Source organism: Gemmiger sp. An50, assembly GCF_002161595.1.
In the GTDB taxonomy this organism is placed as follows: Bacteria; Bacillota; Clostridia; order Oscillospirales; family Ruminococcaceae; genus Allofournierella.
Map to the genome: position 1 here is coordinate 1 of NZ_NFID01000008.1, position 24,003 is coordinate 24,003.

23 protein-coding genes are annotated in these 24,003 nt (G+C 61.7%); 5 read left to right on the forward strand and 18 right to left on the reverse strand.

Annotation, left to right across the window (positions count from 1 at the left end; translation table 11 throughout):
- Positions 1-181 precede the first annotated feature (181 nt).
- The 7 genes from B5G03_RS17050 to ppdK form a co-directional block, all read right to left on the reverse strand.
- Positions 182-388: a hypothetical protein gene (locus tag B5G03_RS17050; RefSeq protein ID WP_140401664.1), complete on the reverse strand. Its 207-nt coding sequence runs from the start codon at positions 386-388 to the stop codon at positions 182-184.
- Positions 389-537: 149 nt separating this feature from the next.
- The gene (locus tag B5G03_RS08420) at positions 538-1,926 is read right to left on the reverse strand and encodes a relaxase/mobilization nuclease domain-containing protein (RefSeq protein ID WP_087181276.1); all 1,389 of its coding nucleotides are present in this window, start codon (positions 1,924-1,926) and stop codon (positions 538-540) included.
- Between the two features lie 3 nt (positions 1,927-1,929).
- The gene (locus tag B5G03_RS08425; protein ID WP_087181277.1) at positions 1,930-2,208 is read right to left on the reverse strand and encodes a plasmid mobilization protein; all 279 of its coding nucleotides are present in this window, start codon (positions 2,206-2,208) and stop codon (positions 1,930-1,932) included.
- 14 nt (positions 2,209-2,222) lie between these two features.
- On the reverse strand, positions 2,223-2,585 hold the full coding sequence (locus tag B5G03_RS17055; protein WP_140401665.1) for a hypothetical protein: 363 nt from the start codon (positions 2,583-2,585) through the stop codon (positions 2,223-2,225).
- The gene (locus tag B5G03_RS08430; RefSeq protein ID WP_087181278.1) at positions 2,582-2,935 is read right to left on the reverse strand and encodes a TnpV protein; all 354 of its coding nucleotides are present in this window, start codon (positions 2,933-2,935) and stop codon (positions 2,582-2,584) included. Before B5G03_RS08430 ends, B5G03_RS17055 begins: the two co-directional genes overlap by 4 nt.
- 13 nt (positions 2,936-2,948) lie before the next feature.
- On the reverse strand, positions 2,949-3,824 hold the full coding sequence (locus B5G03_RS08435) for a ParB/RepB/Spo0J family partition protein (protein WP_087181279.1): 876 nt from the start codon (positions 3,822-3,824) through the stop codon (positions 2,949-2,951).
- A gap of 300 nt (positions 3,825-4,124) precedes the next feature.
- On the reverse strand, positions 4,125-6,767 hold the full coding sequence (gene ppdK / locus B5G03_RS08440) for a pyruvate, phosphate dikinase (protein ID WP_275539302.1): 2,643 nt from the start codon (positions 6,765-6,767) through the stop codon (positions 4,125-4,127).
- A gap of 322 nt (positions 6,768-7,089) precedes the next feature.
- Between ppdK and pth the strand changes: the two genes are divergently transcribed.
- The 3 genes from pth to B5G03_RS08455 all read left to right on the forward strand — a co-directional run bounded on the left by pth (position 7,090) and on the right by B5G03_RS08455 (position 10,219).
- On the forward strand, positions 7,090-7,680 hold the full coding sequence (gene pth / locus B5G03_RS08445; RefSeq protein WP_087181281.1) for an aminoacyl-tRNA hydrolase: 591 nt from the start codon (positions 7,090-7,092) through the stop codon (positions 7,678-7,680).
- 67 nt (positions 7,681-7,747) lie between these two features.
- Complete coding sequence (locus B5G03_RS08450; protein ID WP_087181282.1) at positions 7,748-8,749, forward strand: WG repeat-containing protein; 1,002 nt, start codon at positions 7,748-7,750, stop codon at positions 8,747-8,749.
- Between the two features lie 90 nt (positions 8,750-8,839).
- Positions 8,840-10,219: a D-alanyl-D-alanine carboxypeptidase family protein gene (locus B5G03_RS08455; protein WP_087181283.1), complete on the forward strand. Its 1,380-nt coding sequence runs from the start codon at positions 8,840-8,842 to the stop codon at positions 10,217-10,219.
- Positions 10,220-10,282: 63 nt separating this feature from the next.
- Here the strand turns inward: B5G03_RS08455 and B5G03_RS08460 are convergent, their stop codons facing one another.
- Complete coding sequence (locus B5G03_RS08460) at positions 10,283-11,026, reverse strand: nitroreductase family protein (protein WP_087181284.1); 744 nt, start codon at positions 11,024-11,026, stop codon at positions 10,283-10,285.
- A 191-nt stretch (positions 11,027-11,217) separates the two neighbouring features.
- On the opposite strand from B5G03_RS08460, the gene B5G03_RS08465 reads away from it, so the two are divergent.
- Both B5G03_RS08465 and B5G03_RS08470 read left to right on the forward strand, forming a co-directional pair.
- Positions 11,218-11,589 (forward strand): BlaI/MecI/CopY family transcriptional regulator, encoded by a 372-nt coding sequence (locus tag B5G03_RS08465; protein ID WP_087181285.1) that lies wholly within the window; start codon positions 11,218-11,220, stop codon positions 11,587-11,589.
- Entirely contained in the window at positions 11,586-13,508 is a 1,923-nt protein-coding gene (locus B5G03_RS08470) for a M56 family metallopeptidase (protein WP_087181286.1), read from the forward strand. The genes B5G03_RS08465 and B5G03_RS08470 overlap by 4 nt, the downstream gene beginning before the upstream one ends.
- A 59-nt stretch (positions 13,509-13,567) precedes the next feature.
- On the opposite strand, the gene B5G03_RS08475 is transcribed toward B5G03_RS08470, so the two are convergent.
- The 10 genes from B5G03_RS08475 to aroC all read right to left on the reverse strand — a co-directional run bounded on the left by B5G03_RS08475 (position 13,568) and on the right by aroC (position 23,999).
- On the reverse strand, positions 13,568-14,842 hold the full coding sequence (locus tag B5G03_RS08475; protein ID WP_242962363.1) for an ABC transporter permease: 1,275 nt from the start codon (positions 14,840-14,842) through the stop codon (positions 13,568-13,570).
- Complete coding sequence (locus B5G03_RS08480; protein ID WP_087181287.1) at positions 14,839-15,552, reverse strand: ABC transporter ATP-binding protein; 714 nt, start codon at positions 15,550-15,552, stop codon at positions 14,839-14,841. Before B5G03_RS08480 ends, B5G03_RS08475 begins: the two co-directional genes overlap by 4 nt.
- Positions 15,549-16,715 carry an efflux RND transporter periplasmic adaptor subunit gene (locus B5G03_RS08485; RefSeq protein ID WP_087181288.1) on the reverse strand — a complete coding sequence of 389 codons (1,167 nt, stop codon included), beginning with the start codon at positions 16,713-16,715 and terminating at the stop codon, positions 15,549-15,551. Before B5G03_RS08485 ends, B5G03_RS08480 begins: the two co-directional genes overlap by 4 nt.
- Positions 16,716-16,965: 250 nt before the next feature.
- A complete protein-coding gene (locus B5G03_RS08490) occupies positions 16,966-17,964 on the reverse strand; it encodes a helix-turn-helix transcriptional regulator (protein WP_087181289.1) in 999 nt (332 codons plus the stop codon).
- 3 nt (positions 17,965-17,967) lie between these two features.
- Positions 17,968-18,834 (reverse strand): prephenate dehydrogenase, encoded by an 867-nt coding sequence (locus B5G03_RS08495; protein ID WP_087181290.1) that lies wholly within the window; start codon positions 18,832-18,834, stop codon positions 17,968-17,970.
- Positions 18,827-20,101, reverse strand: a complete 1,275-nt coding sequence (gene aroA / locus B5G03_RS08500) for a 3-phosphoshikimate 1-carboxyvinyltransferase (RefSeq protein ID WP_087181291.1) — start codon at positions 20,099-20,101, stop codon at positions 18,827-18,829. The genes B5G03_RS08495 and aroA overlap by 8 nt, the downstream gene beginning before the upstream one ends.
- Before the next feature lie 24 nt (positions 20,102-20,125).
- Positions 20,126-21,157: a 3-deoxy-7-phosphoheptulonate synthase gene (aroF, locus tag B5G03_RS08505; RefSeq protein WP_087181292.1), complete on the reverse strand. Its 1,032-nt coding sequence runs from the start codon at positions 21,155-21,157 to the stop codon at positions 20,126-20,128.
- 46 nt (positions 21,158-21,203) lie between these two features.
- Positions 21,204-21,647, reverse strand: coding sequence for a type II 3-dehydroquinate dehydratase (aroQ, locus tag B5G03_RS08510; protein WP_087181293.1), 444 nt, complete (start codon positions 21,645-21,647; stop codon positions 21,204-21,206).
- A complete protein-coding gene (locus tag B5G03_RS08515) occupies positions 21,613-22,881 on the reverse strand; it encodes a shikimate kinase (RefSeq protein ID WP_087181294.1) in 1,269 nt (422 codons plus the stop codon). The genes aroQ and B5G03_RS08515 overlap by 35 nt, the downstream gene beginning before the upstream one ends.
- On the reverse strand, positions 22,866-23,999 hold the full coding sequence (gene aroC / locus B5G03_RS08520) for a chorismate synthase (protein WP_087181295.1): 1,134 nt from the start codon (positions 23,997-23,999) through the stop codon (positions 22,866-22,868). The genes B5G03_RS08515 and aroC overlap by 16 nt, the downstream gene beginning before the upstream one ends.
- Between the last annotated feature and the right edge of the window lie 4 nt (positions 24,000-24,003).

Here is a 24,003-nt window from a genome sequence, read left to right on the forward strand (position 1 = left end):
TTTGCTTTAGTGCGGTTGGCGTTACCCGCTTCTATTGTAGCAAAAGGAGGTTCTTTTTTTACCGTTTCAACGCTCGTGCTCTTCTCGTCCACAAGCATAGCTTGTGGTTTTCTAGTTAATGACAAACAGCCCCCACCTGTGCCGCAGCACAAGTGGGGGCTGTATCTATATTACATTAAACTCAATCCAACGCTTCCGCCATAACCCAGTTAATATTCCCTCTGGCGTCCTCTTCCAGTGTGCAGCGCCAGAGGCTATCAGTGCGGACCCGGGCAAAATCGATAGCAGTGCACTTCCGGGGTGCGTAGTGCGCTTTGGCGTTGCGCCAGCAGGCAAGGCGAATCTTCTCGCCGGTGTCCTCATCGGTGAAGTAACAGAACAGGCACATTCGCTTGCCCAGGTGCGGTAATCCAAGCGCAGATGGAAGGCCCCGGCTTTCTCGGGGCGGCTGTACTGCTCCAGATTGGCTTCCATGCGCTCTTCGTAGTTGGTCAGAATTCCGTAGTAGTTCATAGTCTTTTGTCCTTTCTTTTTGGGTTATCGTTCTTCCCGGTAAGCGGCGTGCTGCTGCTCCTGGGCGTTCAACAATTCAATTCTTTCCCGCATCCGGTCTGCCCGGGGCGGGATTTTTTGTGCGGCACGCAGCTCTTTGCGTACCGCACAGATTTTTTCGGTGAGCTGGTCTTTCTCGGCATGTAGGGCGGTGCATTCCGCCGGATCGTGACAGCGGCGCAGCCGGTTGCGACAATGGGTGCGCCGGGCCTCCAGAGTTTGCAGCTCCTCGGTTTTCTGGGTGATGAATTGCTCCACTTCCTCCCGGGTTTGCAGCGAATATCGCTCCAACAGATGCAGCTGGGCTTCGATCTGCTCCCAGTGGCGCAGGTCCTCCCGCATGGCCGGATGGGGCGGGCGATGGTTGGGGATCTTCTCTGGCAATCTGCCCAGCAGGTAGCAATAGTACAGATAGGTGCGGTAGATGCCCAGCGTTTTAAGCAGGGCTTTTTTGAACTCCTCCTGTTTCCACCGGTCGTGGGGATGAACCGGAGGATAGCATCTGCGGTACCGTTCCTGCCGCGTAGAGAGGGAAGAATACACGGTATTTTCGCAGACGCGATCAAAGAGGGCCTCTTCCGTGTACCGTTCGCCCAGAGTTTTGAAGCGGACGGCATGTGCGTCACCGGGCATTTTAATGGTGGCGTACTTGCGGTTCGGGCTGAAATTCACCTCATAGCCCATTTTCCTCAAGCGGGTGGGCAGCTCTTGGAAATGGTCGCATTCAAGGACTGCCCGATCAATGTCCTGCCTCATCACGTTGTAACGTGTGGGTTCGCCCGCCTTTTCCGCCTGAAAAAGATTCCGGGGTGTGCGGTGGCGGGAGGGGTCTTCCACCACCGAAAGCCCATGCTCCCGGCAGAGTGTATCCGACGCCTTTTGCAGCGCCCGATAGGTTTTCCGGCAATCGTTATATCGTTTGCCGTCCACAAAGGAGACGGAGTTCAGCACGAAATGATTGTGGCAGCAATCGGTATTCAGGTGAGTGGCAACCAACACCTGAAACCGGTCGCCCCAGAGCCTGCGGGCCAGCTCCACCCCGATGGCATGGCATTTTTCAGGGGTGACTTCTCCGGGCGGAAAGCTCTGGTAGGCATGGAATGCGACGATGCCTGCTGTGTCCCCAAACTGCCGTTTGGTCAGCTCCATCTGCTGGCGGGCAATCTCGGGCAGGCAGTTCACTCCGCTCACAAACAGCTGGCGATCCTGTGTTGTTTTGGAATGGTTGGCTGCGTACTGGAGCACCTCGACCAGATCGTCCTTTGCCGGAGCCAAGCCCGTCAGGTCCGGCATTCGGGTTTTCTCTTCGTTTTCGGCGTATCGGATGAGGGAATCCAGACGGCCCCTCACCGGCCAGATTTTGGTCACGGCCACGGGTCAGCTCTCCCTTCTGGGCAGGGTAGTGGACTGGATGGCCAGCAGAGTATTCAGCAGTTCTGCCTGCACCTGCGGGGTATTCTCCCGCTGGTAAAGCTCGGTGAGCCGGGTGAGAATCTGCTGGTATTCCAGCGGCGGAGTGGGCTGGGGTACTCGTCCGCTCAACCGCATCCGCACATAGCGGGACAGGGACAATCCGCAGGCTTTGGCGGCTTGCTCAAACCGCTGTTTTTCTTCCTGGGTCACGCGGATATCCAGCTGGATGGTTCGGTTCAGCATGTGTTTTCTCCTTTCTAAGGCGGCACCGCATAATTCCAGGTGGTGGAGCGCGCCGGAAAATTTTTGCGGAATGAACCAAAAAGCACAGGCAAGCCTTGGTGGCTTGGCGAGCATTTTTGGAAAATTCCACGGAAAATTTTAGCGCGATACGCCGCCTGAGCCAGTCGGCGTGAATTGTGCGGTGGTGCCTTCAATAACAAAGGACCGGGCAGTCTGGCCCGATCCTTTTGTGTTGTTGCGTTGTTGGGTTGATCGGGGGTTACAGGGGGATTTCCCCCTGTGCAGAGCAAGGCTCTGCGGCGGCGTATGGCTTCTAAAAAGCTATACAAAGCCAGTGCTCGTTCCCCCTGTGGACAGGCGTTTTTCTGTCCGGTCATTCCAGAGCTTCCGGATAGAGAAACTCCGGCAGAATCGCCTGCTCTGCAGCGTCCCGGATCAGGTTCATCCAGCGCACCCACTCCATGGGATTTGCGCGCTTGAGGGCTTCGTCCACCTGCTGCTGGCGGGCCATCCGGGCCACACATTCCTGCACGGCCTGCCGGGCTTCTTCGTCCACCTGGGACAGGTGACGGTTGAGCCGGTCCTCCAGCAGCAGCCGGTCCAGCAGATCGGGGCGGTGGTTCTCCAGAAACTGACGGCGCATCTCGCCGTAGCGGCCAATGGGGCGGACCGTATCGGTGGACAGCAGATTGAGCAACAGATAGCCGTTGACGTTTGTGTATTGCATGGTAAGACCTCCGTTATCGCTCTGGTTGATTTTTGTTGTAGCCGCGTTTATGCTGCCAGTTACGCAGCAGAAGCATGATGGTATTGTGCATCTGTTCCGGCGTGTAGTTGGGCGGGAAGAACTTCTTCACGTCCTCCTGATTCAGAAAGAACTTCTGCCGCTGATTGGGCTTTTCCTCGGTGAGCAGATGGTGCAGGTATTCTCTCGTCAGGGTTCCGGCCTGACTCATCTGCTTGAGGGTGCGGGACTGGGTGAGGGAGGGCGTAGCCTGGCAGGCATCCATTTCATCTTTCAAAAGCTGCTGATCTTCCTCGGTGAGATAGGAGATCTCCACCGCCGGATTGAAGGCAATTCGGCCTTCGTCCACCATCTGAAGAATAGAGGGAATGAGACAGGTCAGACGGATGTAACGCTGGACAGTTCGACCACTTTCGTTGCTTGTTTGACCAACAATGTCTGAGGCTTCCAACTTCCCGACAAGTTGTCGGGAAGTTGCCTTTCCCTGATGCTTGATCGCCTCCATCTTCATTTTGTACGCAAAGGCTTTTTCGCTGGGCAGGATATGTTCCCGCTGGATGTTGCTGTCCACCAGAAGGATGACCGCTTCATCGTCGGTCATCGGGCGCACCAGCACCGGCAGTCGGGTAATGCCCAGCGCCTCGCAGGCAGCTTTGCGGCGATGGCCGCTCACGATCTCATAGCTTCCGTTCGGCAGCGGGCGGGCCAGCAGGGGAGAGAGCACCCCATATTCCTGAATGCTTTCCTTCAGCTGGTCCATTTCTTCGCCGGTGGCTACCCGGAACGGCTGGTTCTGAAAAGGCACCAGCACCCCGGCATCCAGCATGGTCACTACCTGAGAATCGGAGGTATTTTGTGCGGTTTCGTTCATCTGTAACACGCTCCTTTCTCTGCAAAAATGATGGGTTGCAAAGGGGGAAATGGACCCGAAAATGTACACCGCAAAGTGGGTACATTTTTGAAAATACGGGCCGTGGCCCCTAAGCCTTGTGAAAAATGGGCAGAAAAAATCCCCCTACGCTGTTTGTCAGCGGCAGGGGGATTGGCGTATTACAGGTATACTTCTAGGTCGATGTCATGCCATCGACTGGGCTTTACCACGCAATTTCGCGCTTTCTGGAACACATGGGCGTCCTCAAAGTGCAGCGTCAGCTGCATGAGCCCGATCGGATTACTTCCGGGGGTTCTTGATGGCTGCCTGAGCGGCGGCCAGACGGGCGATGGGTACACGGAAGGGAGAGCAGGACACATAGTCCAGGCCAACCTTGTGGCAGAACTCTACGCTCGTGGGATCGCCGCCGTGCTCGCCGCAGATGCCCAGACCCAGTTCGGGACGGGTCTTGCGGCCCAGGGTTACAGCCATCTCAACCAGCTTGCCTACGCCGTTCTGATCCAGGTGAGCGAACGGATCGTTCTCGTAGATCTTGTTGTCGTAGTAGTAGTTCAGGAACTTGCCAGCGTCGTCACGGCTGAAGCCGAAGGTCATCTGGGTCAGGTCGTTGGTGCCGAAGCTGAAGAACTCGGCTTCCTTGGCGATCTCGTCCGCGGTCAGAGCGGCACGAGGAATCTCGATCATGGTGCCCACTTCATACTTCATGTCCACACCGGCGGCCTTGATCAGCTTATCGGCGGTAGCAACCACAACGTCCTTAACGAACTTCAGCTCCTTGACCTCGCCTACCAGGGGGATCATGATGTGAGGAACGATCTTCAGACCGGTCTCACGGCTCACGTTGATGGCAGCGTTGATCACAGCGGTGGTCTGCATCTCGGCGATCTCGGGGTAAGCAACAGCCAGACGGCAGCCACGATGACCCATCATGGGGTTGAACTCATGCAGGCTGTCGATCACGTTGTGCAGGTGCTCAACGGTGATGCCCAGATCGGAAGCCAGCTCCACGATATCCTCTTCCTTGGTGGGCAGGAACTCGTGCAGGGGCGGGTCCAGATAACGGATGGTCATGGGACGCTCGCCCAGAACCTTGTACATGGCCTCGAAGTCACCCTGCTGATAGGGCATGATCTTGGCCAGAGCCTTCTTGCGGTCCACCACGTTCTCGGCAACGATCATCTCACGAACGGCCTTGATGCGGTCGGCTTCGAAGAACATATGCTCGGTACGGCACAAGCCGATGCCTTCGGCGCCGAACTCCACGGCCTGCTTGGCATCGCGGGGGTTATCGGCGTTGGTGAAGACCTTCAGCTGACGGGCAGCGTCAGCCCAGCTCATGAAGCGGCCGAAGTCGCCGCTGATGGAAGCGTCAACGGTGGGCAGAGCCTTGCCGTAGATGTTACCGGTAGAGCCGTTCAGGCTGATCCAGTCGCCGCGCTTGTAGGTCACGCCGCCCAGGGTGAACTGCTGCTTGTCGTATTCCACAACGATCTCGCCGCAGCCGGATACGCAGCAGGTGCCCATGCCGCGGGCCACAACGGCAGCGTGGCTGGTCATACCGCCGCGCACGGTCAGGATGCCCTGTGCAACGGCCATGCCCTCGATGTCCTCGGGGCTGGTCTCCAGGCGAACCAGGATAACCTTCTTCATCTCGCCGCTCTCAACGGCGTTCTTGGCGTCCTCAGCGGTGAATACCACCTGGCCGCAGGCAGCACCGGGAGAAGCAGCCAGGCCCTTGCCGACTACTTCGGCATTCTTCAGGGCTTCGGGGTCGAACTGGGGATGCAGCAGGCTGTCCAGCTGCTTGGGATCAACGCGCAGAACGGCCTCGTTCTCGTCGATCATGCCCTCGTCCACCAGGTCAACGGCGATCTTCAGAGCGGCAGCAGCGGTGCGCTTGCCGTTACGGGTCTGCAGCATGTAGAGCTTGCCATCCTCGATGGTGAACTCCATGTCCTGCATATCCTTGTAGTGGTTCTCCAGACGGGTAGCGATGTCCACGAACTGAGCATAAACCTCGGGCATCTGCTCCTGCAGGTGCGCGATGGGAGAAGGCGTACGGATACCGGCCACAACGTCCTCGCCCTGAGCATTGATCAGATACTCACCAAACAGAGCCTTTTCGCCGGTGGCGGGGTTACGGGTGAAGGCCACGCCGGTGCCGCTGTTGGGGCCGGTGTTGCCGAATACCATGGCCTGCACGTTAACGGCGGTGCCCCACTCGTAGGGGATCTCGTTCATGCGGCGGTATACGTTGGCGCGGGGGTTATCCCAGCTGCGGAACACGGCCTTGACTGCCTCGATCAGCTGAACGCGGGGATCGGTGGGGAAGTCGGTGCCCATGTGGCTCTTGTACAGGCTCTTGAACTTGAACACCAGAGCCTTCATATCGTTTTCGTCCAGCTCGGTGTCCAGCTTGACGCCCTTCTCGGCCTTCAGCTGGTCGATGATCTCCTCGAACTCAGACTTGGGCAGCTCCATAACAACGTCGCTGAACATCTGAACGAAACGGCGGTAGCTGTCGTAAGCGAAGCGGGGGTTGCCGGTCTTGGCGGCCAGGCCCTCGACCACTTCGTCATTCAGGCCCAGGTTCAGGATGGTATCCATCATGCCGGGCATGGAAGCGCGGGCACCGGAACGGACGGAAACCAGCAGGGGGTTGGCAACGTTGCCGAACTTCTTGCCGGTGATGTCTTCCATCTTGCCGATGTATTCGTAGATGTCGGCCATGATCTCATGATTGATCTGGCGGCCATCTTTGTAGTACTGGGTGCAGGCTTCGGTGGAAATGGTGAAGCCCTGGGGAACAGGCATACCAGCGTTGGTCATTTCGGCCAGGTTGGCGCCTTTGCCGCCGAGGATGTCACGCATATCGCGGTTACCCTCGCTGAACAGATAAAGGTATTTTTTCTTGTTCAAAATCTTCAACCTCCAATGGTAGCACCGGGCGGGGCAGAGCCTCGGGCGATGCCGATATTCCGTTTGTGATGAACACATTATAACAGATTCGAGAAAAAAATACCAGAACTTTTTTCAGAATTTGGAAACTTTTTGTGTCAAATCACTGTAAAATCTGACAAAATGCGGTGAAAAGCGGGTTTGCGGGCATAGTAAGATTCATTCCTGCACTTGAAAATTTTTAAAAAATTGGTATGCTTATAATTGGTGTAATTTTTAGATTTTCCGGCCTCGTCCGTTTACTTGGAGCGTGTTCTATTTTAGGCCGGACCTGCGAGGTCGAACTATGTTTTTCAAAAAGCAGACCGCCGGGGCCGACTGGCTGGTGGCGGGCCTGGGCAATCCGGGCAAAAAATATGAGGGCACCCGCCACAATGTGGGCTTTGACGCCATTGACCATCTGGCCAAAGAGTGGGGCGTGAGTGTGACCAAGGCCAAATTCGAGGGCCTGTACGGGCAGGCGGCGCTGGGCGAGGGCAAGGTGCTGCTGCTCAAGCCCCAGACCTTTATGAATCTTTCCGGCCACAGCGTGCAGGCGGCGGCGGAGTTTTTCAAAATTCCGCCGGAGCATGTGATCATCCTGTGCGACGACGTGACCCAGAAGCCGGGCAAGATCCGCATCCGGCCCAGCGGTTCGGCGGGCGGCCACAACGGCCTGAAGGACATCATCGCCTGCCTGGGCACCGACGGTTTTGCCCGGGTGCGGCTGGGCGTGGGCGAAAAGCCCAGCCCGGACTACGACCTGGCCAACTGGGTGCTGGGCAAACTGGGTGGCGAGGACCGCAAGGCCTTCGAGAGCCGGTTGAACGACGTGGAAGCCGCGGTGCGGCTGATTCTGGCGGGCAAGCTGAGCGAGGCGCAGAATCGATTCAATTGAGCCAGCGGGCCCGGATTTCCGGGCCCGTTTTGTTTTCTCGATACGATAGAGATAAGGAGGGAACGGCATGAAAGCGGTTTGCAGAATGATCGCTGCCGGGCTGCTGCTGGCCTTGCTGGCCGGGTGCGGCGCCGGTCAGAGCAGCTACGAATGGGCGGTGGAACCCCAGCTGCAGGCGGACAAGATCGAACCCCTTGCCGTAAGCGGGGGAGGGATGCTGGAGGGCAGCCTGCCGGAGGGCGAAGCTCTGCTTGCCCTCTGTGCTGCCCAGAAAGGCGGGCTGTGGGGCCTTGTGGACGGACACACCGGCGAATGGGTGGTGGAGCCCCGGTTTTCCCAGCGTCCCACCCTGTGCCCCGACGGGCATCTGCTGGCCGCCGGGCCGGACGGCACACTGCTCTCCGATCCGGAGCTGGACCGCCAGCTGGAGGCGTATGATCCGAATCTTCAGACCGAGCCGGGCCACGGGGGCCTGGGTGTGGAATACGTGTGGGATGAAGAGACCGGTCAGGTACGCCGCCACAGCTGGAACGAAAGCGGGGCAGAGAGCCCCATCCTGGAACCGGATACAACCGGCGAACTGCTCCCGGTGCGGCAGGGTATCTGGGAATACAACCAGCTGGAAGGCGCGCAGGTAATGAAGGCGCAACCCAAAAGTTTTTATGCCGTAGCCACGGCAGACGGAAAACTGCTCTCGGACTTTGTTTACGAGCAGGCCCGGCCCGGCAGCGGCGGACTGATCGCGGTGGAGAAAAAGGGCAAATGGGGCTATCTGAACGGCCAGGGCAAGCTGGCGATCCCCTGCAAATACGACGGCGTCTGGGGTCAGAGCGCCGACCGGGACGTGCAGGGCAACGACAGCGCGGTCTGGCAGCGAATCTGGCCCGCACCCTGCCTTGAAGCAGGCGTGGTGGTGCGCAAGGGCGGGGAATATGCCCTGCTGAGCAGCGAGGGCAAAAAGCTCATTGGCTTCGGAACCTATCAGGCGCTGGCCCCGGCCCCAGACGGCCTGGTCTGGGCCAAACAGAACGGCCTTTGGGGGCTGCTGCGGCCGGTTTCCGGCTCCTGACCCTCTCTTTTTTAAAAACATTTGCGCACACGGCCCGCAAGCCGGTATAATAATCGCTGGTAAGAATTCCACAGTAAGGGAGGAACATGGTTGAAAACCAGACTTTTGTGCGCGGTGATGCTGTTGGCGCTGGCCATCGGACTGGCAACGCCTGCCGCCGCCCAGTGGGACCCGCCCCAGGGCGCGGCGGACAAGGCCCAGGCGGTGTATCTGTATCAGCTGGACACCGAGACCCTGGTCTACGCGAAAAACGAGGAGGAGCAGCGGGCTCCCGCCAGCCTGACCAAGCTGATGACCGCGCTGCTTCTGGTGGAGAGCGGTCAGCCCCTGGACACGGCCTTCACCATTCCCCAGGACCTGCAGCCGGAGTTCAACGAGATCCTGGCGAACTACGGCACCCGGGCGGGCCTTCTCTGCGGCGAGACGGTCACGCTGGAGGACCTGCTCTACGGCTGCCTTCTGCCCAGCGGAAACGACGCGGCCAGCGCCATCGCCTGGTATCTGGGAAATGGGGACGAGGCCGCGTTCCTGGAACAGATGAACCAGCGGGCCGCTGAGCTGGGCTGCACCGGCACCCATTTCAGCTGTCCCCACGGGCTGGACGGCATCGAACAGGGCACTTACAGCACGGCGCAGGACATGTTCCGAATCGCCCGCGCCTGCATGGAGAACGAGACGCTGATGGAGGTCATGTGCTCCACGGATTACTGGATGCCCCTGACCGAGCTGCACACCCAGGCCGACGCCGGTGCGCCGGAAGGTAAAAGCTACCAGATCCGCAGCACCGTGGTGATGCAAAACCCGGACTCTCCCTTGTACCGGGACTACATCCGGGGCATGAAAACCGGCTTTACCGACGAGGCGGGCCGGTGCTTTGTGTCCGGCGCACAGCAGGGCGGGGCCAGCTGGCTGCTGGTGGTGATGGGCGCGCAGGACGGCCTGGCGGAGGACGGCGTGAACTACGCCTTCCACACCACGGCCAACCTGTATGACTGGGCGCTGGAATCCCTGGCTCCCACCGCCGCCGTGAACACCGAGACCCCGGCCGCCCAGCTTCCGCTGCGCTGGTGCGCGGAAAGCGACACCGTGGGTCTGTACGCCAAGGACCCGCTGGTGGTGCTGGCCGAGACCGGCTCCAGCAGTTTGGAAACCCGCGTCGAGACCACTGTGGATTCCCTGGACGCGCCGGTGCAGGCCGGGCAGGTGCTGGGCCGGCTGACTGCTCTGGTGAACGGCGAGACGGTGGGTTCCACCGAGCTGGTGACGCTTGGCAATTACGAGCGCAGCTTCTGGCTGTATGCGGGAGATATCCTTCGCCCCTGGCTGCCGCTTCTGGCGGTGCTGGGCTGTGTTCTGCTGATCGGACTGGCTCTGCTGGTCCGTATGCTTTCCCGCCGGGCCGCAGTACGCCGCAGGCGTAAGGCGATCCGGGTAGCGCCGCCCCGGAACAGCCAGCCGCAAAACAAATAAGTTCTTCCTTTTATAAGAAAAAACAAAACCGCCCGGATTCGATGAATCCGGGCGGTTTGCCGTTTATTTCAAAAAGTCTTTCAGGTATTCCGCGGCGCTGCGGCTCATCTCCCGGGAGAAATCGCTGCCGTATTTACGCTGCTCAAAGGCCTTGACCCACTGATCGAAGTCAAAGGTCTCGTTGCCGCCCCGGGCGGCCCGGTTCTCCAGCGCCTGCCGGTGCTGCTCGCCGGTAAACGTCGGATACTGATTTTCCGCCACAATATAGTTGCGGGCAAAGCGGACGGGCTTTTTGCGCTGCTGCTGTTGGCGGGTGGGCCAACCGATCACCAGCATAGCCGCCGGAACCACCTGGGCAGGCAGGGCCAGCTCCTGGCGCACCTGCTCGCAGTTCTCCAGAATATCACCGATGTAGCAGCTGCCCAGTCCTAAGCTCTGGGCGGCCACCACCACGTTCTGCGCGGCGATGCAGGCATCCGCCACTGCCAAGAACAGATCGCCCGCACCGGCGGGACGAGGCTGGCAGCCTGCTTCCTGATAGACCCGGGGCCAGCGGGCGCAATCCGCCAGGAAGACCAGCACCACCGGGGCAGTGGCGATGAAGGGCTGATGGTCGCACAGGTCAGCCAGCCGAGCCTTGCGCTCCGGGTCGGTGATGTCCAGGATGGTGTACAGCTGCTGGCAGCCTGCGGTGGGCGCCTGGAACGCCGCCTCCAGCAGCTGGTCCTTCATTGCAGGGGTGACGGGCTGATCCAGAAAGACCCGCACGCTCTTGCGGTCCTGAATGCCTTGTTGAGTGGGATTCATGGGGATGCCTCCTTTTTGCGGCGGGCCGGTGCGGCCCTGCTTTTTTCTGATTATAGCACGTTCCTACACAAAAAACACGCCTCACTCAGCCCGATGCAGCCCCATCCGAAAATCCCCCTTGACTTTCTTTGTCTAACCGAATAGACTAAAGTTAGAGAGTCTACAGCATTAGACAAAAGGAGGATTTTCCCATGAACACACCCAAGATTCACGAAAGTGAATATCGCTTCTGCCTGATTTTGTGGGAGCACGAGCCGGTCACCACCGTCGAGCTGGTGAAGTTGTGCCAGCAACAGCTGGAATGGAAGCGCACCACCACCTACACCGTAATCAAGCGGCTGTCGGAACGGGGAATACTGCAAAATGAAAATGGCGTAATCACCTCCCTGGTTTCCAAAGAGGAGGCGCAGGCCTCCGAGATCGACGAGCTGGTGGAAAAGCGCTTCGGCGGCTCGCTGCCCTCCTTTCTTGCCGCATTCACCCGGCACCAGAAGCTTTCCGAAAAGGAGCTGGACGAGGTGCAGCAGATGATCGATCACATCAGAAAGGGAACCACACCATGAACGAGCTGTTTTTGAAGGTTCTGAACACCAGCATCTCGGCAAGCTGGCTGGTTCTGGCCGTGCTGATTCTGCGATTTTTGCTGCGAAGGGTACCCAAATGGATTTCCGTCCTGCTTTGGGGCCTTGTGGCGGTGCGCCTGCTGCTTCCGTTCTCCATCCAAAGCGTGCTGAGCCTGATTCCAAGCGCCGAAACGCTTCCCGGCGAGATTTTGTCCGGCCCCAGCTTTGACATTCACACCGGGATCACGCCGGTGGACCAGCAGGTGAACGGGTATCTGGCAGATCGATATTTTGAGGGCGTCACGGTACCGGCAAGCAGTGGTGCCGAACGGATGACGCTGCTTGCTTTTGTCTGGGCCGCCGGGACCGCCGCCATGCTGCTTTATGCGGCCGTCAGCTGCTGGCGGCTGCGGCGAACCCTGTGCACTGCCATCCCCCTGCGGGACAATCTTTATCAGAGCGAGGGCATCGCATCTCCCTTCGTTCTGGGCATTGTGCGCCCGAAGATCTATCTGCCGTTCCATCTGGCACAAGAGGCCCTGCCTTACGTGACCGCCCACGAGCAGGCCCACATCCAGCGGAAGGACCACTGGTGGAAGCCGCTGGGCTTTCTTTTGCTGGCGGTGCATTGGTTCAACCCGCTGCTTTGGCTTGCCTATACGCTGCTGTGCCGGGACATCGAGCTGGCCTGCGATGAGCGGGTGATCCGTGGACTGTCCCACGCCGGGCGCGCGGCCTATACTCAGGCACTGGTTGCCTGCAGCACCGGCCGCCGGACCTCCATCGCCTGGCCGCTGACCTTCGGCGAGGTGGGCGTGAAGGAGCGGGTGCGCTCGGTGATGTATTACAAAAAGCCGGGCTTCTGGCTGGTCGCGGCCTCTCTCGCCGCCTGCGCTGCCGCCGCGGTCTGTTTTCTGACCGACCCCGTGGACAGCAGCACCGGCCCCGATGCCGCGACCTCCGCCCAGACCATGGCCTCCGGCGCAGAAGTCCCGCAACCGGAAGCCCCGCCCGCGCTGACCCGGCAGAACGCCGAAGAAACCATCGCCCAAATTCTGGCCACCCTGACCATCCACAGCGACCACACCGTTTCCTTCTCTCTGCCCCAGATTCTCCCGGTCGCGGAGGACGGAAAAACCGAACTGGCCATCTCGCTGAACGCCACCTTTTCCGACGCTCCCGGCAGTTTTTCTGTACAGGAGCTGCTGGACAGCGAATCCGGCTGGCAGGGCGGCGAACAGCCCCGGCTTTCGCTGGATACCGGCAAAGGGGAGCTGACCGATGTTTTCCTGGGCGTTTTCTATCTGACGGAAGTGGACACCAACGCCTACGACATCTACGCAAAGGGAAGCGTGGAGCTCCATGCGCCTTTCCCCTGCGATACTCCCGCCGGCTATACCGCGCCTTCGGTACAGCTCAGCCAGACAGCGGAAACCACCCTGCTGCATTACACCCTGCCCGACGGCAGCACCCCGGTTTTGTCGGTACAGCTCCCGCAGTCTGTCACGATTGCGGAAGGAGAGGAGCAGCTTCTGATCACCCGGAACGGAGAAACCGTGGGCACCGTTACCCTCTATCCCTTCGGCACCGCCGATGCGCAAAGTCTGCAGGAAATCGACCCGGCACAAGACGCGCTGCCCATGTCCGTCTTCTCCACCGTGGCGCTCTCCAACCATGTCGGATATGAAGGCTATCGGGTGTGCAGCCACAATGCCACCGGGGCCGTGGCCACAGCAGAATTTGTCTGGCAGGGCCTTTCCTCCGGCGGCTCGGCTGCGTCCGCCGCCTGGCAGACTCAGGACTGCATCCTGGTTTACGACTGGAGCGTCATGCCCTATTTCGTGGAGCTGCAGCTGGACCCGGGGCTTCTCTCCCAGACGGAACTGACTGCGCTTGCCCGAACCATCACCCTTGCATAAACTACGCAAAACAGGAGCGGCATGGCCATAGCCATGCCGCTCCTGTTCTATATATCGTCTTACTCGTAGCGCAGGGCCTCGATGGGGTCCAGCTTGGCGGCCTTGTTGGCCGGGTAATAGCCGAAGAACACGCCGATGGCCATGGAGAAGCCCACCGCCACCAGCACGGTGCCCAGGTCCACCCGGGCGGGCGCGCCGATGAGGGAGGCCCCCAGGCTGCCCAGACCGAAGCCCACCAGAATGCCCAGTGCGCCGCCCACCAGACAGATGACCACCGACTCCACGATGAACTGGGTACGGATGGCCCCGTTGGTGGCGCCCAGTGCCTTGCGCACGCCGATCTCCCGGGTGCGCTCGGTGATGCTCACCAGCATGATGTTCATCACACCGATGCCGCCCACCAGCAGGCTGATGCCCGCGATCACCCCGATGGCCAGAGAGATGGTATCCAGCACGCTGGTGATGGAGCTCATCTCATTCTGCAGGTTGTACACGGTAACCAGAAACTGCTCGTTGTTTTTGTAGTAGCCTTCCTCGAAGAACCGCTCACTGCGCTGCTGGAAGGCATCCGCATCCACTCCGGCGGCGGGCACCACCTCACACCAGAAATAGCTGCCGCCGGCGATGCCGTTCATCTCGTGCAGAGTGGTGAGGGGCAGGTACAGGTCGGTGGTGGTGTTTTTGTTCACGGTGGCACTGCCGCCCAGCAGCGGGCTCATGGTCTGGTAGGCGTACACGCCCACGATGGCGAGCTCATGCACCGCACCGCCGGTTTCCGTTACCTCGATGGTCTGGCCCAGGGCCGCCTGATCGTCGCCGCCGAACAGATTATCCACCAGTACGTCGCTCACCAGCGCCACCTGGCGCACGCCCTCCTGATCCTTTTCGTTCAGGGCCCGGCCTGCCACCAGCTCGCACTTGCCCGCGTCGAGATAGCCCTGGTTCACGCCGGTGATGTTCACTTTTGCAGTCTTCGCGCCCTGCTGAATCTTACCGGAGCCGCCGCTCTCGGTAAGCACCACCGCCTTGATCTGCTGAGCAAACCGTTCCTCGTAGGCCTGCAACATCTCGTCGCTGAGCAGGTCGCTTTCCTGATAGCTGTAGCTGTTCGGGTAGTCGCCGTTTTCGTCCGGCCGGGGGTCTACGCTCAACTGCAGGTTGTTGCCGCCCATGGCTACCAGGCTCTCGCTCACTGAGCTGGTGAGGGAATTGCCCACGGTGACAATGGCGATCACCGAGCCGATGCCGATGATGATGCCCAGCATGGTGAGCAGCGCCCGCATCTTGTTGCTGCGCAGCCCGCCCAGGGCCAGCTTGATGTTTTCCCAGATCACTGTGCCTCACCTACCTTCACTTCGCCGGTGATGCGTCCGTCCCGGATGGTGATGATCCGCTCGCACTCGGCGGCCAGCTCCCGGGAATGGGTGATGAGCAGAATGGTCTTGCCCTGCTCCTTGTGCAGCTTGTGGAACAGGTCCATCACCACCCGGCCGGTGGCGGAGTCCAGCGCGCCGGTGGGTTCGTCCGCCAGCAGCACCGCTGGGTCGTTTGCCATTGCCCGGGCAATGGCCACCCGCTGCTTCTGACCGCCGGAAAGCTCGTTGGGCTGGTGATTCATCCGCTTCTCCATGCCCACCAGCTCCAGCAGCTCCCTGGCCCGGGCGGTGCGCTTCGCCGCACCGATGCCGTTGTACAGCATGGGCAGCTCCACGTTTTTCAAGGCGCTGGTGCGGCCGATCAGGTTGAAGGTCTGGAACACAAAGCCGATCTTGCGGCAGCGCAGGGCGGAAAGCTCGCTGTCCTTCGCGGCGGTCATGTCGATGCCGTCCAGCCAGTAGCTGCCCTGGGTGGGCTTATCCAGCGCGCCCACAATGTTCATCAAGGTGGACTTGCCGCTGCCGGACTCGCCCACAATGGCTACGAACTCGCCCTCGTACACGTCCAGGTCAATGCCGTGCAGGATTTCCAGCTCGTTGGGCTGGCCGATGTAAAAGGTTTTCACGATGCCCCTCAGCTGGATGATGGGCTTCTTTTCTCCGCTCATGCCATCGCCTCCGGGTCGGCCAGGCTGCGCAGCTCCATGCCCTCGGTCAGGCCCTCGCCGCTCACCTCAACGGACAGCTCGGTCTCCATGCCGGTGGTCACCGGGATGGGAGTGAAGGTCACGTTGCCTTCCGCGTCGGTGTCCTTGCGGTAGACCACCGCCTCGCCGTTTTCATCGGTACCCACCGCATCCAGCGGCACGCTGAACACGCCCTTCTTTTCCTCCAGCAGCACCTTGGCCTTGGCGGTCATGCCCAGGCGCAGCGCCTCGGTGGCGTCGTCCACCGAGACCTTCACCGCATAGCTGGCCTCGCCGTTCTCATTCACAGTGGCCTTGGGGGCAATCCAGGTAATGGCGCCGTGGAACACGTCCTTCGCGCCGGAGGTGAGGGTCACGCTCTGGCCCACCGCCAGCTGGTTGATGTCGTACTCCCGCACGCTGAGCAGCGCTTCCAGGGCGCTCTGGTTCTCGATGGTGGCGATGGCGCCCGCCGCGCCGCCCACCACGGCTTTCACCTGGGTAATGGTACCGGAGCAGGGAGCGGTAATGGTGCACTGCTTTTTGGCGTTCTGCAGGGTCTTCAGCTGCTGAGCCGCCGCGCTGGGAGCATCCGCTGCCGTCACCGCGTTCACCAGTACGTCCTGAGCGTCCTCAATGGCCAGGCTGTCCTGCCGGAGCTTGGCATCCTTTTCGGTCTGCTCCCACTCGGCGGTGACCTCCTCATCAATGGCCTTCTGGTTGCGGGCATCCTCCAAACGGCGCTGGGCCTGGGAGATGCTCAGCTCGTTCTGCTGCTTTTCCGCGGCCACCGCCTCTTGCTGGACCTGGATCTGGGCGTCCAGGTCGGTGGTGTCCAGCGTGGCGATCACATCGCCCTCGGCCACCACGTCGCCCTCGCTCACCAGCACCTCAGCCACCGGGTAGGTCTGGGCCGCAGCCACCTCGGTCACCTGGGCGGACTGGATGCTGCCGCTCACGCTCAGGGTCCGGCTCAGATCGCCCTTTTCCAGCGTGAAGGTCTGCACCTGCTGGGCCGCCGCCTTTTGCGCGGCCTCGGCCGCCCGGTTCATCCGCGTCCAGCCGAACGCGCCCACCACGGCCAGCACTGCCAGCGCGATCAGCGCTTTTTTATGACGGCCCAAAAATGATATAATCCTGCTCATCCCTCATCGACTCCTCTTCATTTCATGGTTGGAACGGCCTGTGCAAGACCGTCGATTTTCAAAACGCCGGGCAGAGAAAAGCCCACTCTTTTCCCTTATTCGTCGCCAGAGGGCAAACCGTTCAATTTTTGCCGGACGTTTTCTTTACAAATGTAAAGACGAGTTGTGACCGGGATATTCTTCATTCAAAGGAACATTTTTGCATAAAAAACACAGAGCCCGGAAAACCGGGCCCTGTGTGCGGGGTCTGTTATGCCTGTTCCTTTGTTTGATAGGCGGCGGAAATGGTCTCCAGTGTCTGGCGCAGCTGGTCGCGGGCCGCCGCGGGGGAGACCAGCTCCACCCGGCCGCCGAAGCCGCACAGCCAACCGAAGAAGGGCGGGCTGACCACCACGTCCGCATACAGAGTGAACCAGCCGTCCGGCTGGGTCAGGATGGTCACGCCGGTGCCGAACCGGTCCAGCATGGGGCCGATGACGCTGTTGTCGCACCGCAGCTCCACCCGGCTGACCGGACCGCCGAACATGCCGAACATGGGCTTTGCGTAATCGCGCATCTTCTGGGGGTCAAACTCCTCCCGGCCCAGGCGGGGCTGGTCCAGCGTGGCAATGGAGGTCATTTTATCCACCCGATAGTGGCGCATGCCCTTGCCCTCTTCGAAGGCCACCAGGTAATAGTTCTCCTCCTCCCAGAGCAGCGCCCAGGGGCTTACCTGATAAGCCCCGCCGCCCCGACGGGCCACCTTCTTTTTGTCCAGATTCCACTCCTGGTACACAAAGCGGACCTGCCGGTCCGAGGCGATGGCCCGGTGCAGCGCGTCCACATTGTAATAGATGCTCTCGTTCATGCTCTTCACCCGGCTGGAGGCGAACACCTGCCGCTGTAATTCGCTTGCTTCCCACTGGCTGGCAAACTGGCTCAGCGCGCGGATCAGCTGGTCGCTCTTTTTGCGGGTGATGAAGCGGGAGGCCTGCACCGAGTCGGCCAGCAGCTTGAGCTCGGGAAGCTGAAAGGGCCGGCTGGCCAGATAGTAGCCGCCGCCCCGGCCCCGGTGCTGCACAATGTCGTAGCCCAGAGCCCGCAGGGTGGCGATGTCGTCGTACACGCTCTTGCGCTCGGCGGCCACCCCCTCGGCGGCCAGCAGCTCCAGGATGCGGGGCACGTTGATCAGATGTTCTTCATCGGTGTGGCGGGCAAGAATGCGCAGCAGCCATACCAGCTTGCCCTTCTGACCTTCGCTGCGGGGCATGGCTCACTCCTCCTTTTCCTTCTTGTCAAAGGCGGCCCGCGCCCGGGTGGACTGGCGGAACATCTCCTCCAGCGCAGCCCGGTCGCCCTGCTGCAGATAGCTCTTTAACGCCTGCAACCGGGCGGTGAAGCCGTCGATCTCGTCGATCAGGTTTTCCCGGTTCCACAAAAACAGCTCGGCCCACATGGTCTCGTTGATGCGGGCAATGCGGGTCAGGTCCCGGAAGGAATCGCCGGTGTATTCGGCGAACCGCTCGGCCCCCGGCGCACACATCAGGCTCACCGCGATGGCGTGGGTGAGCTGGCTCACATAACCGATCATCCGGTCGTGCTCGGCGCAGCTGAGCACCCGGATGTGGGCAAAGCCCAGCGCCCGGCCCAGCTGGCGGGCAAATTCCACTCCCTCGGGGGTGTTGCGGTCGGTGGGGGTAATCAGGAAATTGGCGGGGGAGAAGTCCACCAGATGGGCGTTCTCCACGCCGCTGACCTCCTTGCCCGCCATGGGATGGCTGGCGATGAACTCCACCCCGTCGGGCAGAGCCGACTGCACCGTCTCCACCAGGCCCGCCTTCACGCCGGACACATCGGTGCAGATGCAGCCCGGGCGCAGCAGCACCCCATACCGGGCCACCCATTTCTCCAGCGCGGTGGGGTAGAGGGCAAAGATCACCCGGTCCGCCGCCCGCACCAGCTCCTCAAACTCTTCACTTGCGCCATCCGCGATATAGCCCTTTTCTTTGGCAAATCGGATGGCCTCGGGGTTCGTGTCGATGGCATAAACCTCTCCGAACCCCGCGCGGGCCAGGCCCCGGGCGTAGCTGCCGCCCAGCAGGCCCAGGCCCACAATGAGAAAACGGTCGTTTTTATTCATCCCGCACCTCGATCTGCGCGCCCGCGCGCTCCAATACCCGGAAAAAGTCCGGCCAGCTCTTGGCCACCGCACCCGCGTCCCGGATTGTCACCGGCACTCCGGCGCAGAGACCCGCCATAGCAAGGCTCATCACCACCCGGTGGTCGTTGTGACTATCCAGCTCCGCCGGGGCGTGCAGTTCCGCCGGGCGGATGGTCACGGTGTCCTGGGTGCTTTCCATATCGGCGCCGAATTTGCGCAGCTCCTCTTCCATGGCAGCGATACGGTCACTCTCTTTAATGCGCAGCCGCCCGGCGTTGATGATCCTGGTCTCACCCTCGCAGAAAAGGGCCAGCGTCATCAGGATGGGGCCCAGGTCCGGGCAGTCGGCCAGGTCGATGACCGTGCCGGAAAGGGGAGCTTTTTCAAAGGTCACGCTGCTGCCCTGGCGCACAAAGCGGGCGCCGCAGCGCTCCAGAATGGGCAGAATGGCCCCGTCGCCCTGCAAAGAGTCCGGGCGCAGGTCCTGGATGGTGATGCCACCCAGCACCGCACCCAGCACGGCGAAGAAGGCTGCCTGGCTGTAGTCGCCCTCCACCCGGTAGTCCCGGCCGCGGCCGCACTGACCGCCGGGAATCAAAAGCTTCATGCGCGTCTCATCCGCCCAATCCACCTGTACGCCGAAGTCCCGCAGGGCAGCCAGGGTCAGCTCCACATAGCTGCGGCTTTCAAAGGGCGGGGTGATGGTGAGGGTGCTGTCCCCCTGCAGCAGCGGCAGTGCAAAGAGCAGCCCGCTGATGAACTGGCTGGACACATCCCCCGGAATGGTGTAATCGCCAGCGGCGAGGGGCCCGCGGATGGCAAGGCCCCCTTCGCTCTGGTCAAATTCCAGGCCCTGTTCCCGGAACAGCTTCTCGTATACGCCCATGGGCCGCTGCAGCAGCCGCCCCCGGCCGGAAAATTCCACCCGGCGGCCGCACAGGCTGAACACCGGGATCAGAAAGCGCAGGGTGCTGCCGCTCTCGCAGCAGTCCACCGGGCCGTCCGGGCAGGCCACACTGCCGCTGCCGGTGATCTGCGCCCAGCCTTCGCCCCGCTCCACCTGCGCGCCCAGCCGGGCGGCGGCGGTGAGGGTGGCGTCCACGTCCTGGCTGAATTCCAGATTCTCCACCCGGGAGGTTCCCCGGGCCAGCGCGGCGCAGAGCACCGCCCGGTGGGCCATGCTCTTGGAGGGCGGCGCGGTGATCCGGCCGCCGATGGCGGCCGGGGCTTGGATATGGGCGATCATGGGAGTTCCTCCTTTTGGGTCTGCTCAGTCAAGGGGTTGACGCACGCCCCGGCCCAGCACCTGAGCGATCTGACGGCACTGGTCGATGGTCTCGCGGAACTTGTCCGGCTTGAGGGTCTGGGCGCCGTCGCTCCAGGCGTGCTCGGGGTCGGTGTGTACCTCGATGATCAGGCCGTCGGCACCGGCGGCCACGGCGGCCCGGCTCATGCTCTCCACCAGACGCCAGTCGCCGGTGGCGTGGCTGGGGTCGATGATGATGGGCAGATGGGTCTTCTGCTTGATGATGGGCACCACGGAAAGATCCAGCGTATTGCGGGTGTACTTCTCGAAGGTGCGGATGCCGCGCTCGCAGAAGATCACGTTCTCGTTGCCGCCGGCCATAATGTACTCGGCGCTCATGATCCACTCCTCGATGGTGTTGGCAAGGCCGCGCTTGAGCAGCACCGGCTTTTTCATCTTGCCCACCGCCTTCAGCAGCTGGAAGTTCTGCATGTTGCGGGCGCCGATCTGCACCACGTCCACGTATTCCTCGAACTCGTCGATCTTATCCTCGCTCATCAGCTCGCTCACGATAGGCAGGCCGGTGGCCTCGCGGGCCTTCACCATGGCCAGGATACCCTCGGTGCCCAGGCCCTGGAAGGCGTAGGGGGAGGTGCGGGGCTTGTAGGCGCCGCCGCGCAGCATGCAGCCGCCCGCCGCCTTCACGGCCTGGGCGATCTTCATGGTGGACTCGTCGCCCTCCACGCTGCAGGGGCCGCCGATGATGACCAGCGGCTCGTTGCCGCCGATCTTGATGCCGTTCACGTCCACGATGGTGTCGGCCTCGTGGAACAGGCGGTTGGCCTTCTTGTAAGGAGCGGACACGCGGGTCACGCTGTCCACCCAGGGGTTGGCGGCAACGACCTTCTCGTTGATCTTGGTGGTGTCGCCCACCAGGCCGAACACGTTGTAGTCGGTACCACGGATCAGAGTGACCTCCAGGCCCTGGCTCTCGAATTCGGAAATAATCTTTTGCAGCTCCTCCTGAGGAGTGCCGCGTTTGGTGGAAATAATCATACGCTGTTTCTTTCCCTTTCCCTATAATTTATTTTCCTGTGACTGGTTATTCTTTGTTCTTCTGAACGGTCTCGATGAGAAAATCCACCGCGTTCAGGTAGCCCTGCAGGCCCTGGCCGATGAAGTGCCCCTGGCAGGCCATGCCCGCATAGCTGATCTGGCGGAAGGGCTCCCGCTTGGTCACGTCGGTGATGTGCACCTCCGCCGCAGGCAGCGCCACCGCCTTCAGCGCGTCCAGGATGGCCACGCTGGTGTGGGTGTAGGCGCCCGGGTTGATGACGATGCCGTCGCAGTCGAAGCGGGCTTCCTGGATGGCGTCCACCAGATCCCCCTCGTGGTTGGACTGGTAAAAGCGCACCTCCACGCCCCGCTCGTCGCATTTTTTCTGAATCAGCTCCAGCAGGCCCTGGTAGTCCACCGTGCCGTACAGGCCCGGTTCCCGCACGCCCAGAAGGTTAAGATTCGGCCCGTTCAATACCAAAAGCTTCATACAACGCCTCCTGCGCGGCCTTCGTGGCCCTGCTGAAGGGCTCGCCGCTGTTTTTCACGCAAAGGTCCGCCGCCGCCTCATAGAGGGGCCGGCGCTCGGTCTCCATCTGTTTCAGTCCCTCCACGCTGGTGGAGAGGGGGCGGTTTCCGCCCACCTTCAGCAGCTCCACCGGCCGGTCGATGAATACGATCACGCCGTTCTGGTGCAGCGCCCGCACGTTTTCCGGCCGCTTGACCACGCCGCCGCCGCAGCTGATGATCTGGCCGCTGCCCATGCCGAAACGGGCCGCGGTCTCGGTCTCCAGGGCGCGGAAGCCATCCTCGCCCCGCTCCTCAAAGATCTGGGGGATGGTCTTGCCCGCTGCCTTTTCGATCTCGGCGTCCAGGTCCACAAAGGGCCGCCCCAGGGCCTTGGCCAGCTGGCGGCCGATGGTGGTCTTGCCGCAGCTGGGCATGCCCACCAGGCAGACGTTCAGCCGCTGGGCCCGGATGCGGCGCACGATGGGCTGAATCTTGGACGAGGGGATGCGCCGCCCGGTGAACTGCCGGGCCGCGTACAGCGCCTGGGCCACCAGCATTTCCAGGCCGCTGGCACAGGGGATGCCCGCCTCCTCGGCCCGCAGAATCAGCTCGGTATTGAAGGGGTTGTAGACCACATCCAGCACCGCCTCCAGCCGGGGCAGGCCCGCGGGCTGGATGTGGCACTCGCCTGCGTTCGGGTACATGCCCGCCGGACTGGTGTTGATCAGAATCTGCACCTGGCTCTGGGCCTGCGCCTGCTCGTAGGTGAGCGCGCCGTCCCTGCCGGTGCGGCTGGCAAACAGAATTTCCGCCGCGCCCTGATCCTTCGCCACCGCGTGCACCGTGCGGCTGGTGCCGCCGGTGCCCAGAATCAGCACGCTTTTGCCCTTGAAATCCACCCCGTGCTGGTTGGCCAGGTACAAAAAGCCGTCGTAGTCGGTGTTGTAGCCGTGGAGGATGCCGTCCCGGTTCACCACCGTATTCACCGCGCCGATGGCCTTGGCCCGGGGCTCCAGCCAGGCGCAGTAGGGGATGACCAGCTGTTTGTAAGGGATGGTCACATTGATGGCCTTGAAGGCCTTTTTCTGCAAAAATTCCCGGGCCTGCTGCTCGGTGGGCAGGCTGCACAGCTCATAGCGGTAGCCGCACAGCGCCTCGTGGATGGCTTTGGAGTAGCTGTGGCCCAGCTTTGCGCCGATCAGTCCGTATTCCATGGTGCTTCCTCCTCTGCCTGCCACAGCGGGCCCCAGCGCTGGGTGAGCAGATCCGCCAGCCCAAAGGCCACCGCCGCCGTCTGCACAATGGCAGCCCGGTGGGCGATGCAGGGGTCGTGACGGCCCTGAATCTGCAGCTCGGCGGGCTGCAGGGTGCTCATGTCCACCGTCTGCTGGGGCTTGTAGATGCTGGGGGTAGGCTTTACGGCGGTGCGCACCACCAGAGGCATGCCGTTGGTGATGCCGCCGTTGATGCCGCCGTTGTTGTTGGTCGTGGTAATGACCCGGCCGTTCTTCACGGTCATCGGGTCGTTGGCCTGGCTGCCCCGCAGCCCGGCCATGGCAAAGCCCGCGCCGAACTCCACGCCCTTCACCGCAGGAATGCTGAAGAGCAGGTGGGCCAGCTGGCTTTCCACGCTGTCAAAAAACGGTTCGCCCGCGCCCGCGGGCAGGCCGGTGACCGCCGTTTCCAGCACGCCGCCCACGCTGTCACCCTCACTGGCGGCAGCCCGGATGACCTGCTGCATGGCTTCGCCGGCGGCCTCGCTCAGCACCGGCAGGCCGGTGCAGGCGTCCAGGGCCTCCAACTGGGCGTTCAGGGCTTCCGGTTCCAGGGCAAAGGCCTCGTCCTCCACGCCCGCGATGCGCGCCGCGTGGGTGGCCACCCGAATGCCCTTGGCCAGCAGCATGCTCTGGCACAGCGCACCCGCCGCACACAATGCGGCGGTGATGCGGCCGGAAAAATGCCCGCCGCCCCGGAAGTCCTCAAAGCCGCCGTATTTCACATGGGCGGTATAATCCGCATGGCCCGGGCGGCACAGGCCCAGGGTCTTGGCGTAATCGCCCGAGCGGGTATTGGTGTTCTCGATCACCATAGTGATGGCGGTGCCGGTGGTGCGGCCGTTGTACACGCCGCTTAAGAAACGCACCCGGTCCGCCTCGATGCGGCTGGTGGACAGGCCGCCTTTTTTGGCCCGCCGTTTTTCCATCTGGGCGGCGATGAATTCCTCATCCACCGGAACGCCCGCAGCCAGTCCGTCCAGCACCGCGCCGATGGCCGCGCCGTGGCTCTCGCCGAAGATGGTCAGCGCCAGCGCGCTGCCGTATGTGTTTTTCACCCAA

Coding starts and splice junctions, on each gene's coding strand:
- B5G03_RS17050 (WP_140401664.1), bottom strand. CDS start 388: ATGTGCCTGTTCTGTTACTTCACCGATGAGGACACCGGCGAGAAGATT.
- B5G03_RS08465 (WP_087181285.1), top strand. CDS start 11,218: ATGAACACACCCAAGATTCACGAAAGTGAATATCGCTTCTGCCTGATT.
- B5G03_RS08460 (WP_087181284.1), bottom strand. CDS start 11,026: ATGAATCCCACTCAACAAGGCATTCAGGACCGCAAGAGCGTGCGGGTC.
- B5G03_RS08485 (WP_087181288.1), bottom strand. CDS start 16,715: ATGAGCAGGATTATATCATTTTTGGGCCGTCATAAAAAAGCGCTGATC.
- B5G03_RS08435 (WP_087181279.1), bottom strand. CDS start 3,824: ATGAACGAAACCGCACAAAATACCTCCGATTCTCAGGTAGTGACCATG.
- B5G03_RS08450 (WP_087181282.1), top strand. CDS start 7,748: ATGAAAGCGGTTTGCAGAATGATCGCTGCCGGGCTGCTGCTGGCCTTG.
- B5G03_RS08490 (WP_087181289.1), bottom strand. CDS start 17,964: ATGCCCCGCAGCGAAGGTCAGAAGGGCAAGCTGGTATGGCTGCTGCGC.
- aroA (WP_087181291.1), bottom strand. CDS start 20,101: ATGATCGCCCATATCCAAGCCCCGGCCGCCATCGGCGGCCGGATCACC.
- aroQ (WP_087181293.1), bottom strand. CDS start 21,647: ATGAAGCTTTTGGTATTGAACGGGCCGAATCTTAACCTTCTGGGCGTG.
- aroF (WP_087181292.1), bottom strand. CDS start 21,157: ATGATTATTTCCACCAAACGCGGCACTCCTCAGGAGGAGCTGCAAAAG.
- B5G03_RS08470 (WP_087181286.1), top strand. CDS start 11,586: ATGAACGAGCTGTTTTTGAAGGTTCTGAACACCAGCATCTCGGCAAGC.
- pth (WP_087181281.1), top strand. CDS start 7,090: ATGTTTTTCAAAAAGCAGACCGCCGGGGCCGACTGGCTGGTGGCGGGC.
- B5G03_RS08515 (WP_087181294.1), bottom strand. CDS start 22,881: ATGGAATACGGACTGATCGGCGCAAAGCTGGGCCACAGCTACTCCAAA.
- B5G03_RS08480 (WP_087181287.1), bottom strand. CDS start 15,552: ATGAGCGGAGAAAAGAAGCCCATCATCCAGCTGAGGGGCATCGTGAAA.
- B5G03_RS08495 (WP_087181290.1), bottom strand. CDS start 18,834: ATGAATAAAAACGACCGTTTTCTCATTGTGGGCCTGGGCCTGCTGGGC.
- B5G03_RS08425 (WP_087181277.1), bottom strand. CDS start 2,208: ATGCTGAACCGAACCATCCAGCTGGATATCCGCGTGACCCAGGAAGAA.
- B5G03_RS17055 (WP_140401665.1), bottom strand. CDS start 2,585: ATGACCGGACAGAAAAACGCCTGTCCACAGGGGGAACGAGCACTGGCT.
- B5G03_RS08430 (WP_087181278.1), bottom strand. CDS start 2,935: ATGCAATACACAAACGTCAACGGCTATCTGTTGCTCAATCTGCTGTCC.